Origin of the sequence: Pseudomonas sp. NBRC 100443, from assembly GCF_030268185.1 — a bacterium.
Taxonomy (GTDB): Bacteria; Pseudomonadota; Gammaproteobacteria; order Pseudomonadales; family Pseudomonadaceae; genus Pseudomonas; species Pseudomonas citronellolis.
Window position 1 is genome coordinate 106,663 of record NZ_BSQE01000005.1, and the last position, 11,972, is coordinate 118,634.

The 11,972-nt window shown below is 53.4% G+C and carries 14 protein-coding genes, 1 tRNA gene and 3 pseudogenes; 10 read left to right on the plus strand and 8 right to left on the minus strand.

The features are described 5' to 3' along the window. Positions 1-25: 25 nt before the first annotated feature. The 4 genes and pseudogenes from nadC to QSJ95_RS08225 all read left to right on the plus strand — a co-directional run. On the plus strand, positions 26-874 hold the full coding sequence (gene nadC, locus QSJ95_RS08210; RefSeq protein ID WP_109934227.1) for a carboxylating nicotinate-nucleotide diphosphorylase: 849 nt from the start codon (positions 26-28) through the stop codon (positions 872-874). A gap of 353 nt (positions 875-1,227) precedes the next feature. Next, the gene (locus QSJ95_RS08215; RefSeq protein ID WP_089390530.1) at positions 1,228-1,479 is read left to right on the plus strand and encodes a helix-turn-helix transcriptional regulator; all 252 of its coding nucleotides are present in this window, start codon (positions 1,228-1,230) and stop codon (positions 1,477-1,479) included. Then, on the plus strand, positions 1,479-2,675 hold the full coding sequence (locus tag QSJ95_RS08220; protein ID WP_285641520.1) for a type II toxin-antitoxin system HipA family toxin: 1,197 nt from the start codon (positions 1,479-1,481) through the stop codon (positions 2,673-2,675). Before QSJ95_RS08215 ends, QSJ95_RS08220 begins: the two co-directional genes overlap by 1 nt. Continuing rightward, a pseudogene (locus QSJ95_RS08225) lies at positions 2,669-2,884 on the plus strand (carboxylating nicotinate-nucleotide diphosphorylase); the annotation flags it as partial. The gene QSJ95_RS08220 and the pseudogene QSJ95_RS08225, both read left to right, overlap by 7 nt. A 12-nt stretch (positions 2,885-2,896) precedes the next feature. On the opposite strand, the gene QSJ95_RS08230 reads toward QSJ95_RS08225, so the two are convergent. The 4 genes and pseudogenes from QSJ95_RS08230 to QSJ95_RS08245 all read right to left on the minus strand — a co-directional run. After that, a complete protein-coding gene (locus QSJ95_RS08230; RefSeq protein WP_285641522.1) occupies positions 2,897-3,190 on the minus strand; it encodes a DUF5615 family PIN-like protein in 294 nt (97 codons plus the stop codon). Between the two features lie 28 nt (positions 3,191-3,218). Further along, positions 3,219-3,446: a DUF433 domain-containing protein gene (locus tag QSJ95_RS08235; protein ID WP_074977519.1), complete on the minus strand. Its 228-nt coding sequence runs from the start codon at positions 3,444-3,446 to the stop codon at positions 3,219-3,221. Positions 3,447-3,645: 199 nt separating this feature from the next. Continuing rightward, the gene (locus QSJ95_RS08240) at positions 3,646-3,954 is read right to left on the minus strand and encodes a type II toxin-antitoxin system HicB family antitoxin (protein WP_285641524.1); all 309 of its coding nucleotides are present in this window, start codon (positions 3,952-3,954) and stop codon (positions 3,646-3,648) included. Then, positions 3,951-4,097 (minus strand): annotated as a pseudogene (locus QSJ95_RS08245) (type II toxin-antitoxin system HicA family toxin); the annotation flags it as partial. The gene QSJ95_RS08240 and the pseudogene QSJ95_RS08245, both read right to left, overlap by 4 nt. 136 nt (positions 4,098-4,233) lie before the next feature. Between QSJ95_RS08245 and QSJ95_RS08250 the strand changes: the two are divergent. Beyond that, positions 4,234-4,472 (plus strand): annotated as a pseudogene (locus QSJ95_RS08250) (helix-turn-helix transcriptional regulator). Between the two features lie 4 nt (positions 4,473-4,476). After that, complete coding sequence (locus tag QSJ95_RS08255) at positions 4,477-4,617, plus strand: hypothetical protein (RefSeq protein WP_285641526.1); 141 nt, start codon at positions 4,477-4,479, stop codon at positions 4,615-4,617. Here QSJ95_RS08255 and QSJ95_RS08260 read toward each other — a convergent pair. Both QSJ95_RS08260 and QSJ95_RS08265 read right to left on the minus strand, forming a co-directional pair. Further along, entirely contained in the window at positions 4,614-5,687 is a 1,074-nt protein-coding gene (locus tag QSJ95_RS08260) for a diguanylate cyclase (RefSeq protein WP_109931570.1), read from the minus strand. The two genes, QSJ95_RS08255 and QSJ95_RS08260, sit on opposite strands and share 4 nt — an antisense overlap. A gap of 151 nt (positions 5,688-5,838) precedes the next feature. After that, a tRNA-Thr gene (locus QSJ95_RS08265) sits at positions 5,839-5,914 on the minus strand. 191 nt (positions 5,915-6,105) lie between these two features. Here QSJ95_RS08265 and QSJ95_RS08270 point away from each other — a divergent pair. Genes QSJ95_RS08270 through QSJ95_RS08285 form a run of 4 tightly spaced genes read left to right on the plus strand, consistent with a single transcriptional unit; the run spans position 6,106 to position 10,067 of the window. Continuing rightward, a complete protein-coding gene (locus QSJ95_RS08270) occupies positions 6,106-7,410 on the plus strand; it encodes a nucleotide sugar dehydrogenase (RefSeq protein WP_285641534.1) in 1,305 nt (434 codons plus the stop codon). Positions 7,411-7,420: 10 nt separating this feature from the next. Continuing rightward, positions 7,421-8,113, plus strand: a complete 693-nt coding sequence (locus QSJ95_RS08275; RefSeq protein WP_285641536.1) for a class I SAM-dependent methyltransferase — start codon at positions 7,421-7,423, stop codon at positions 8,111-8,113. Further along, positions 8,110-9,177: an ATP-grasp domain-containing protein gene (locus QSJ95_RS08280; RefSeq protein WP_285641538.1), complete on the plus strand. Its 1,068-nt coding sequence runs from the start codon at positions 8,110-8,112 to the stop codon at positions 9,175-9,177. The genes QSJ95_RS08275 and QSJ95_RS08280 overlap by 4 nt, the downstream gene beginning before the upstream one ends. After that, positions 9,159-10,067, plus strand: coding sequence for a lysylphosphatidylglycerol synthase transmembrane domain-containing protein (locus tag QSJ95_RS08285; protein WP_285641540.1), 909 nt, complete (start codon positions 9,159-9,161; stop codon positions 10,065-10,067). The genes QSJ95_RS08280 and QSJ95_RS08285 overlap by 19 nt, the downstream gene beginning before the upstream one ends. Here QSJ95_RS08285 and QSJ95_RS08290 read toward each other — a convergent pair. Then, positions 10,062-10,886: a polysaccharide deacetylase family protein gene (locus tag QSJ95_RS08290; RefSeq protein ID WP_285641542.1), complete on the minus strand. Its 825-nt coding sequence runs from the start codon at positions 10,884-10,886 to the stop codon at positions 10,062-10,064. The two genes, QSJ95_RS08285 and QSJ95_RS08290, sit on opposite strands and share 6 nt — an antisense overlap. Next, complete coding sequence (locus QSJ95_RS08295) at positions 10,883-11,971, minus strand: UDP-N-acetylglucosamine 2-epimerase (RefSeq protein ID WP_285641544.1); 1,089 nt, start codon at positions 11,969-11,971, stop codon at positions 10,883-10,885. Before QSJ95_RS08295 ends, QSJ95_RS08290 begins: the two co-directional genes overlap by 4 nt. Position 11,972 lies beyond the last annotated feature (1 nt).

An 11,972-nucleotide genomic window follows, 5' to 3' on the forward strand; every position in this document is an offset into this window, starting at 1 on the left:
CGCCACCGCGAATCAGGAGCCCGCCATGCCGAACCTCACCCTTGCCGACCTCACCGGGGAAATCCAGGCCAACGTCCGCGCCGCCCTGGCCGAAGACATCGGCAGCGGCGACATCACCGCGCAGCTGATCCCCGCCGAGCGCGAGGCCCAGGCCCGCGTCATCACCCGCGAGGACGCCACCGTGGCCGGCTGCGCCTGGGTCGACGAAGTCTTCCGGCAGATCGACCCGCGCGTGCAGGTGCAATGGCAGGTGCGCGACGGCGAGCGGGTCAGCGCCGACCAGACGCTGTTCAGCCTGCAGGGCCCGGCCCGCGCCCTGCTCAGCGGCGAGCGCAGCGCCTTGAACTTCTTCCAGCTGCTCTCCGGCACCGCCACCCGCGCCCGCCACTATGCGGACCTGGTGGAAGGCACCGGCGTCAAGCTGCTGGACACCCGCAAGACCCTGCCCGGCCTGCGCCTGGCGCAGAAGTACGCGATCACCTGCGGCGGCTGCCACAACCACCGCATCGGCCTGTACGACGCCTTCCTGATCAAGGAAAACCACATCGCCGCCTGCGGCGGCATCGCCCAGGCCATCGCCGAGGCCCGGCGCATCGCCCCGGGCAAGCCGGTGGAGATCGAAGTGGAGGACCTGGACGAACTGAACCAGGCCCTGGCCGCCGGCGCCGACATCATCATGCTCGACGAGCTGAGCCTGGAGGACATGCGCACCGCCGTGCAGGTGACCGCCGGCCGCGCCAAGCTGGAAGCCTCCGGCGGGATCAACGAGAGCACCCTGCGCGGCATCGCCGAGACCGGCGTGGACTACATCTCCATCGGTACCCTGACCAAGGACGTCAAGGCGCTGGACCTGTCCATGCGGCTGAGCCTGTAACGGCGCGGCGGCCGGATCGGTCCTAGCAGGCCGACACACCCGTTCTCCAGGCTCCCTTTCAATTGCTCTGTTCAATTGCTCTGCCGAATCGCAAGGGGCCTGGATGATCGTCTGATTCGAACTGTCGGCCTTCTCCAGCGAGGGCAACCTACGCCGGGAAAGACTCCCGTCCAGCAGCAGCGTCATGCCGCCTCGATCCAGGCCGACGGGCCACCAGGAAGAGGAACAGCATTGCGGGTTTGGCATGAGAACCCACGCCCCTACCAGCGAAGACACAAGGCAACTCAGGGTTTTGCCTTTCCAGCAGGTTCCGTATACGTTACATAACACATGCCTTGTCACGTATTCAGAACATGGACTATTCCCTCATCTCAACCCGCCTGGGTGAGCAGATTCGACAAAGGCGCCTGAATCGCGGGCTGACCCAGGCCAAGCTTGCCTCCATGGCCGGGCTCACCCGACAAAAGATTATCGCCGCCGAGAAAGGCAGCCTGTCGGTCGCCATGATGGCCTATGCCCGCATCCTCGGCGCCCTGGACTGCGAGTTCGCGCTCGTACCGGCAGCGAGACCTACGCTGGAGGAAATCCAGGGAGTGTTCGACTGATGCCGGTGACGCTGAAGGTTTCAACGCCAGAAGGTCCGAGCGGAAGGCTCTTCAGTAGCGCAGATGACTACCTGTTTCGCTATCAGGAAGGGACGGATGCGCGCGCCGCGGTCAGCCTGCTCATGCCTGTGCGCCAGGAAGAGTATCGCCATCGCGAGCTACACCCGATTTTCCAGATGAACCTGCCCGAAGGCTATGTCCTGGAACAACTGCGCAACCGCCTGGCCAAGGTGGTGAACGTGGACCCGATGTTGTTGCTGGCCCTGTCTGGCAGCAGTGCACCTATCGGACGGGTCCTGGTGAATTCGCAAGAGGTCGATGCGCTACTGCAACGCAGGCAGTTTCCAGGTGAGAAGCTGGAGGAAATCCTGGCCTGGGATGGCACGGACGATATCTTTGCCGAACTGGTGGACCGCTACATCCTGCGGGCAGGCATATCGGGCGTACAGCCCAAGGTGCTGGTTCCAGAACATCGGGATTCGGTTGCGCAGCGGTTCACCTCGAAAACCTCCGACCTGATCATCAAGAGCGGCCGGGCTGAATTCCCGGGGCTGGCGATCAATGAATTCCTCTGCATGTCCATGGCAAAGGCATGCGGCATTCCCGTTCCAGAGTTCTACTTGTCAGACAACGCCAGGCTGTTCGTCATGAGACGTTTCGACAGGGATGAGCAACTCGACCCCATCGGCTTCGAGGACATGGCGGCCCTGATGGGACTCTCGGCGCAACAGAAGTACAGCAAGAGCTATGCGGCCATTGCCAAGGCCATCCGACTGTTCTGTCCTCCCGAGCATGTGCCGGCCTCCCTGGAACAGCTTTTCGGCATCGTGTCCCTGAGCTGCATCGTCGGCAATGGCGACGCGCACCTGAAGAACTTCGGCCTGCTCTATTCAGATCCGACACAAGGCGACGCGCGGCTGGCGCCGGCCTATGACATCGTCAATACCACTGCCTATATCCCAGAGGACGTGCTTGCCCTGGACCTTGCCGGCAACAAGTCGCTGTTCGCGTCGAGGCAAGGGCTTCTGGACCTTGCCAGGGTATGTGATGTGGCCCGGCCGGCCGAAGTCATACGCGCGCAACTGCAAGCGGTGGAAAAAGTGCTGGCAAACCACCCCGAGCTCTGCGAGCAAGCGCCCCAGGTGGTGGCCGCCATCCGGCACAGCGCCGACCCCTTCGCCAGGACCTTCGGCTAGGCCCGGGCAAGCCGGTGGAAATCAAGGTGGAAGACCTGGACGAACTGAACCAGGCCCTGACCGCCGGCCGTGCCAAGCTGGAAGTCTCCGGCGGGATCAACGAGAGCGCCCTGCGCGGCATCGCCGAGACCGGCGTGGACTCCATCTCCATCGGCACCCTGACCAAGGACGTCAAGGCGCTGGACCTGTCGATGCGGTTGAGCCTGTAACGGCACCGCGGGTCAGATCAGCTCCACCAGGCCGATGCGCTCGTCTTCCAGGCTCCTTTTCAATTGCTCTGCCGAATTGCGAAGGGCCTGGACGATTGACTGGTTCGAACCGTTACCCATCGCCAGCAGGATCACCTTGGGTGGATATCCCCAAGCTGCCTGCAAATCATGAAAGTCCTCATCCTTGGTGACGATCACATAATCGTGCTGCTTAGCGTATTCCCATATCTGTCGATCACTTACCTGCTCGAGCCCGAGCAAGGTGACTTGGAGGAGACGGGGAAATCCAGGGAGGGCAACATGCACCGGGAAAGATTCTCGTCCAGCAGCAGCTTCATGCCGCCTTGATCCACGCCGAATGCTTCATGCGAGCCGCCGCGAAGGCCAGGCAAGCGAGAATGTCTTCACGCTCGAGCTCCGGGTAGTCAGCGATGATTTCTTCCGGGCTCATTCCGGCGGCCAGCCAGCTCAAGACATCCTCCACTGTTATCCGCAGCCCGCGCACACAGGGTTTCCCGCCACGCTTGCCGGGCTCCAGGGTAATCCTCGACTCATCCGCCATGGCTCTGTCTCAGTTGAAAGGGTAACGTCATCCAACTATATCATCCGCCTCGGCTCGCATAGCGAGCTTGGCCTGTAGCGGCGCGACGAGCCAGATCAGCGCCAAGAGGCCGATAGCTCGTCCAGCAAGCGCCTCTTCGAGGGTACTCGGGAATCCCATTCACACCTCAACCATGGTGCTGCAGATATTCGCTCAGCGCCTACCGGGTAAGGTCGTTCAGGCTCATGCGCTGCCGGTTGGCCGCCACGCTCGCGGCCAGATGCAGGTCATGGCCGACCCGCACATTGAACGATCCCTTGCAGGGCACCTCTGGCTCCCGCCCCTGTTCCTGGCAAGTGGCCAGGTAGTCGTCCACCGCCTCGCGGAAGGCGGCCTGCAATTCGCTCACTGTCTCGCCTTCGTAATTGACCAGCGCACGGATGAAGAGCAGCTTGCCGAACAGGCAGTTGTCCTCGGTGCTGGCTTCGATGGAACCGTAATAGCCCCGATGTTGCAGCAGATTGTTCACGGAATCAGTCCTCCCGCCTTGAGGTGCTCGATGATCTGGCACCGGACATAGGATTTCAGCTCATTACCCGGGTGCGGCCTGCGCAGGTTGATCAAGGCCCGCGGATCGTCGTTGTCGAATTTGACCCGGCTCCCACTGCCCTCCAGTCGCCTGCAACCCAGCGCCGAGCGGATCGCCGGAGTAGACGGGATCGTTCAGCCAGACACATGCCCATGGCTTTTCTTTTTCAAAAAGCTCCGCATACGTGACATATCACTTGGTATGTCACGTATTCAGAACATGGACGATTCCCTCATCGCCACCCGACTGGGCGGGCAGATTCGCCAAAGACGCCTGAATCGCGGACTGCCCCAGACTGAGCTTGCTTCCATGGCAGGGCCAACCCGACAGACAATCATCGCCATCGAGAAAGGCAGTCTTTCGGTCGCCATGCAGGCCTATGCCCGGCCCCTCGGCGCCCTGGACTGCGAGTTCGCCCTCGCCCGCCGCTGGAGGAAATCCAGGGAGTGTTCGGCTGATGCCATGCCGGCCACCCTGGAGCAGCTTCTCGGCATCGTGCCCTTGAGCCGCATCGTCGGCAATGGCGATGCGCACCTGAAGAACTTCGGCCGCTCTATTCAGGACCGGCACGGCGCCGAACCTTTTGCCAGGACGCTCGGCTAGGCCAGGCGCGCCGCGGCGTCCAGCTCGGAAGCCAGGACGATGCGGTCGCGCCCCTGCCCCTTGGCCTCATAGAGCGCCTGGTCCGCCCGGCGCAGCCACTCGGTGGCGTCGGGCATGGCCGGATCGAAGCCGGCGATGCCGATGCTGAGGCTGACGCGCAACTCCGGCACCCGCTCCCAGGCCTCCGCGGCCAGTTCGCGGGACAGCCGCCCCAGGACCTCCCGCGCCGCCTCCGGCTCCAGCCGCGGCAACAGCACGCAGAACTCGTCGCCGCCATAACGCCCGGCCAGGTCCTCGGCCCGCAGATGGCTGCGCATGAACTCGCTGAGGCGACGCAGCACCAGGTCGCCGATCACGTGCCCGTGGCTATCGTTGGTGGCCTTGAAGTGATCGACGTCGATCAATGCCAGCGAGGCCTGCTGCTGCGCCTGCCGGCAGTGCTCGAACTCCTGCTGCAGGCGCTCCTTCCAGTAGCCGCGGTTGAACAGCTGGGTCAGGCTGTCGGTACGGCTCAGGTCCCGCAGCGCCTTCTTGTGCCGCGACAGCTGGATGGCCAGGCGGTAGAGCACCAGGCCGATGGTCATGGGGTGGATGACCAGCATGGGAATGCAGGCGTACAGCTCGACCTGGGAGGTATCGGGCGAGAAACCGAAGCCCAGCAACAGGCCGGACAGCACCATGCCCAGCGACTGCAACACGAAGCCCTGGACCACGAACCGCGCCCCGCCCGCCGCCGTGTTGTTCATCGCCAGCATGGAAAGCATCATCACCGAGGGCAGCACGTTGAACTGGATGGTGGCGATCCAGAACCCGCCCATCAGCGAATCGAACAGCACGAAACGCCGCTCCAGCTCCTTGGGCCGCGACGAGCGCGAGGTGACCTGGTAGGCCATCAGGGGCCACAGGTAGCAGAACCACAGCAGCAGCCCCCACAGCCACGCCGAATACCCTTTCCCCCAGAGCACACCGGCGACACAGAAGAACCCCACGGCCAAACCCACCGCGCGCGGCAAGAGCACGCGCTGGGCATAGGAACGGCTGAACCTGGCGGACTCACTCGACTGCTTCACAGACCGCTCCCTTCCTCACCGAAAGCTTCCCTGGGCAGCCGCAGTATAGTCTGGCGCCTGGTGGCCGTTCGATAGCATCCATGCGGCAGATACGACGGTTTCGGAGCCGAAAAAGCAAAAGGCCCCGCCGAAGCGGGGCCTTTGCCAGAGATGGTGCCGGTAAGAGGAATCGAACCCCCGACCTTCTCATTACGAATGAGCTGCTCTACCGACTGAGCTACACCGGCGGCGCGGCGTAAGCTAGCATTCTAATGAATGTAAAGCAATTGCTGGCAGGGCTTTTGCTTCTGCAACCACACAACCGCACGGCGTCCCTATCACGAGAGCGACATCACATATTATCGTATCCGCCAAGCCAACAATTCCCAGCACGAGAAAAACTCGCCAGAATAGCCCTACATACTAGTTGGAAGTATTCATGAGCATGCTTGAGCAGCTTCAAACCAAAATATCCAACGGCACAGCAATCGTTGGCATATACGGCCTTGGCTATGTCGGACTCCCACTTGCATTGCGCTTTTCAGAAGTCGGCATAAGGGTTATCGGATTTGATATTGATGAAAAAAAGGTTAATGCTCTAAACGCAGGAAAAAGCTATATTGAGCGCCTAGACTCAAGCTCAATAAAAAAAGCTCTAGCAAACGGATTCATGGCAACTTGTGACTTCGCACAAACACAACAAGCCGATGCACTAATCATCTGCGTCCCAACACCGCTCACCTCTCATCACGAACCGGACCTTAGTTTTGTCATAAACACAGTGGAATCTATTCTCCCATATTTTCACGAAGGGCAACTTATAAGCCTAGAGAGCACCACTTGGCCAGGTACTACGGAAGAGGAGCTGGCCCCTAGACTGGTACGACGCGGTTTCATCCCAGGAGAAAATTGTGCATTAGTCTTTTCGCCTGAACGAGAGGACCCTGGAAATCCAAAATTCGATACCAAGAGTATTCCCAAGATAATTGGCGGCATGACGCCACAATGCCTTTCTTTAGGTAAAGCACTCTATAGCAAAGCCATAGAGGTAATGGTACCGGTCAGTAGTCCACGTGCAGCTGAAATGACCAAGCTTCTGGAAAACATCCACCGAGCAGTCAATATCGGACTCGTAAATGAAATGAAAATAGTTGCAGACCGAATGGGCATAAACATCCATGAGGTCATAAAGGCGGCCGCAACAAAACCTTTTGGCTTCGTACGTTACAATCCAGGACCTGGGCTTGGCGGGCACTGTATTCCAATCGACCCTTTCTACTTAACATGGAAAGCCAAAGAGTATGGCATAAATACCCGCTTCATTGAACTTGCCGGAGAGATCAATCACTTTATGCCCAAATGGGTAGTACAGAAGGTAACAGATGCACTCAACGATAGATGCAAATCTATTAAAGGTAGTCGCATTCTAATCTTGGGAATTGCCTACAAAAAGAACATTGACGACTCCCGAGAATCACCGGCAATCGAAATAATGAAGCTTCTTCGCGACAAAGGCGCCGAAGTAGAGTACTCAGACCCACATATTCCGAACTTCCCTGAGAAACGCGACTACTCATTCGAACTCAACTCCATTGAATTGGGCCCAGGAATTATCGAGAAATTTGACTGTGTCGTATTAACCACAGATCACGACATGTTCAACTACTCAGACATCACAAAGCGCGCCAGACTAATTGTTGACACACGAGGGGTTTTTCCATACGACAAGGCCATACAAGCTTGAGGGTTCCATAATGCAAAATCCTCAAAATTTGGATTGGGAAAAACTCTATCTAGACAATGTCAGTACCTATAAAAAAGGTCGCCCCAAAAGAGCAGAATTCATAATAAATCATCTAAAACAAATAAAATTATTAGATGAAATTGAAAGCTTCTTAGAAGAAGGAGCTTTCAGCGCCAAGGATTTGAGCTACCTAGCAAAGAATCTCTCCAAAAAAACCTTCGTAGCAACAGATCTTAACGAACTATCAATGGTCGATAGAAAAACCGAAAACATACTTAACTGCGCGGCAGATGCTTTTAATCTTCCTTTCCGCGACAGGCACTTCGGCGTCACTTTCCACTCCGGCCTGATAATATACTTCAACAACTCCGACGCCATAAAAATAATTCAAGAGCAGACACGAGTAACAAAATCAATCGCCTATATATTTGCACATAACAAACACAACCACCTAGACACGCTAATAAGCAATGGAAAACGCATCATGGGAAATAGGTTATTCTCTTTTCGCAGATACTCAAAGGGAGAGCTTATTGAGATAGGGGCGGCGATTGGCTGCCCATTCGAAATAGTGCCGCATGACAATATGCTCGAGAATTTTTCACAAAGAAACTGCCGCTGGCTTTTGCCAGTCATTCAAAAACTCGGCCTTCACAGAAGCCTTTTCTTTGCGAACGAATTGACTCTAATAATAAAACCATGAGCCACATCATTCTCGGCGGAAGTGCAAATGCACTAGCCATTGCCAGACTACTAAAAGACCCCAACTCTATCATTCTAGACTTCAATGACTGCTCACCAGCAATGTCTACAAAATATGCGAAGGGACTGAGACTTCCCTCAAAAAACGAGCAGGAGGTTCTAGAAACATTACTTTCATTAAAAGCCCCCCCCCCCAAGACTCTATACCCCACAAGCGATTACTGGGTTGAGTTTATTGCAAAAAATTCTTCCACACTCCAAGAACATGATTTTTTATTCTTTAAAACCCCCTATAACTGCTCAGAAACAATTTTAGACAAGCTCAAATTCTTCCAAGTAATGTCGCCATGCTTTCCGACTCCCCTAACGCGGCTTGCCGATAAAGGCCCTACAAGACCGGAAGAAATAATAAAACCAAGAAAATCCTTTATCGACTCCAGCCTTGTAGATAAAGGTTTTTTATATACAATAAAAGATCTTAGGAACGCATCAACCTACGTAAGGCAACAGAAACTCAACTCTAATATATACAATCATCTTTCCATTGCTGGACTTTTCTTAGCGGGAAAACTACACACAGTAATATACACGCGAAAACTGCTGGAATACCCTCACCCTGGAGGAACAGCAGTAATGGTATCAACGATTGACTCAGAAGAAATAAGAGCGCGCCTTAGAAAATTGGCGGAGAGCGCTCTCCGGCACATTAGCTATGAAGGAATTTTTGAGTTAGAGGCTATTCTGGAAGATGAAATACTGTGGCTAATTGAGATTAACGGCAGGTTCTGGCTACAGCATGCAATTGGTGAGCAGCTTGGCATAAACTTCCCAAAGCTTTATCATCAAGCATTAACTGGATGCATTACACCAACAGAGACTAAGAGCAGAGTCACCGCGCTATGGGTTCATGAAGGCTTGCCTCTTGCCTTTCTTAAGGCCCCCTCATACATGAAAAAAATAGTGCTGAAAGAGCTATTGAAAAAAAGAAACTGGGCTTTTGCTCATATAGACCTCAAAGACCTCACCCCTTTCATCAAATTTATTCAATGCAAATTAAAAAAATAGTAAAAAAACTAGCCCCCGTCGTTATATCAATTATATTTGCGGGCTACTGCTACCTGCATAGAGGTGACCTCTACGCTCTATTAAGCTTCCCTAGGAAAAACCTTTTCATAATCTTGATTCTCTATATGGCGTTTCATCTAATCAATGCCCTAATAATAAAGTCATTAACCGACAAAATCACTCCAACAAAATCTATAGCATTCTTCATTGGCGTCAATCAAATATCTAGCGCCCTCAACTACATAGCTCCATTCCGTCTTGCACAGTTCACCAGTCGCGCAGCCATCTTAAAAAAATATCTCTCCATCTCGATAACCACGAGCGCAGCACAATTCTTAATTTCATCTGTTTTTAATATTCTATGCAGCATATTGATCACAATGGCGATCATAGGCTACGCGCCAAAACTTATACCTAATAGTTTAGCCCTATCGGCCATTAGCCTAGGCCTACTTGGAGCGATCGCACTAAGTTTATACGTTATACGAAAAAGCGAATCAAGACCTTGGTTAACAAGCCTGACCGAGCCCTTTAAAAGCCTAACCATTAGAGACACATTACACTTATCCATACTTAATACACTACAAATAGCCATCGCAAGCGCAATTACTTACCAGCTATTGGATGGTACAGGGATGTCGTTTAAACTTACGGACTGCATTCTTTTATCCACAGCCAGCGTCCTACTCTCCATTGCTTCATTAACACCGGGAAACCTTGGATATAAAGAGCTCTCACTGACGGCGCTTGGTGTTTGGCTAGGGTTAGATCAAGGGGCACTTTTAGCTGTACTTATATTAGATAGATCTATTCAGCTAGTCTTAACCTTTGTCTTAGCATCTTTCTTTACGCTTGCCTTCAAGCATATAACCCCACATAAAACCTTATAAGACCAGTTCGCTCATAGTAACTATTTCTGCCTGTTCTCTTAGAGCACAGACAAATTGGGAAAATACCTGTTTTCCCTTCCCTGCAATAAAGCAGGGATGCGAATAATAAACCCCAAACCCATCCTCACCAATGCTTTGCTCAATTGCATTTTCCAACGGGCTACTTGCACCCGAGGCGACATACCACTCTAGAAAATCGACAGTATTCGCTGCACTAAGCGTAACGGGAACGTCGGGCAATCCACATGGAGAACATCTTACTCTCCCTGTACAGTCAATGAAGTCAGACAGATAAGCACACCCAGCCCCCGCCAAAATCTCATATGCAGGCTGGCTACTCTTGAATCCAGGGCTAGAGAAACCAAAGGAGTTGTAACCTAAGATATTCTGATAGCGCTCGATAGCCGGGGTCAGAAATCTGTGCATTTGATCAGCGTCCATAGAGCTAGCTGCAAAGTGCCATAAACTGTGATTTAACCCACCGTGTAACCCAATTTCATGGCCACTGTCGCGTGCCTTGAGCAATGCATCAGTAGAGAGCCTGTGCAACTCAGGGTTTATCAGAATGCTCTCCAAAATACCTTTCCATCCAATCTTATCGCGTATTGACAACTTCATCATCGGCTCTGTCGGACTACCCCAAACTGATCGTTGAGATAATCGCCGTAAAAATGCAGCTGACAAACTTACAGAGCGCCCCATATTGGCAAAGATGGTGAATTTAACTCCCAGCCTATTTCCAAGCTCAACAACATCGATCAGCTTGCGCGCACAAACCGTCGTATCAATATCGAGGCGAACTACATACTTCCTCGTCATCCCACACAGTACTCTTCACAAACATCAACGATCCGAGCAGATGGTGAACCCAATAATTTATTAGGCATAGTGGGTTGACGCTCCCGTAACGACTCCATGAATTCCTTAACCTTCACTGGTGCATACTCCGAAAGCACACAGTTCTTCCCCAATCCTTCCTGGCGTTCGGTTGCAGCACGTAACAGCAAAAGAGGCTTATCTAGATAAAAGCACTCCTCTTGGTTACTTCCACCATCACTAACAACAAACTTTGCAGCCATCACCAAGCGCATAAACCTCAAATAGTCATAGCGATGCCGAAACTCCACCCCCGGCAAAGCGGACAGCCTATCAAATAGTCCAAACTGCCGAAGCTTACGTTCGGTAGGTTTATGAAGAATGAACAACAGCGAAAACTGACCAGCAATAAGCTCAATTAACTCTACAATTCTTAGTAGAGAGCGCTTGTCCTTAATATTTTCAAAACGATGAATACTGACGACCCCAAACTCCTCGTCGGGGATCGGTAGATCAAGACTCGAATGTCTGCTCAAAATTATCCTAAGCGAGTCCTGCAAAGTGTTGGCTCCAATATTAATGTTTCGTCCCAGACGGTACCCTGAAACATTTTGAACTGCCCACTGACCAGGGCAAAACCTGATATCGGCAAGGCGGCCAACTGCTATTCGTATCAACTCCTCGGGAAAAGGATGAAAGTAGTTGTAGGAGCGTAGTCCAGCCTCCACATGGCCAACCTTCTGCCCCGCCAGCTTGGCAATCAATGCTCCCAATAGGGTCGAGGCGGTATCACCATGCACAAGTACCAAACCGTTATTTTTAGGAAATAATGCTTGGCGAGAACGGAACGCACGAGCAACTACTTTAATCCCCCAAGCCAGCATCTGCCGGATCGAAACAATATCACGCCCCTGATGTAGCACCATTTCCGGACCTGGGATCTGAAAATTGGCCAAGATATCGTCTGTTGTTTCCTTATGTTGTCCTGTTGAGATAAATTTATACTCAAGTCCTCGGTCACGTAGCTCCATGATGACAGGAGCCATCTTAATTAACTGCGCCTTAGTTCCAAGCAAAACATAAATCATT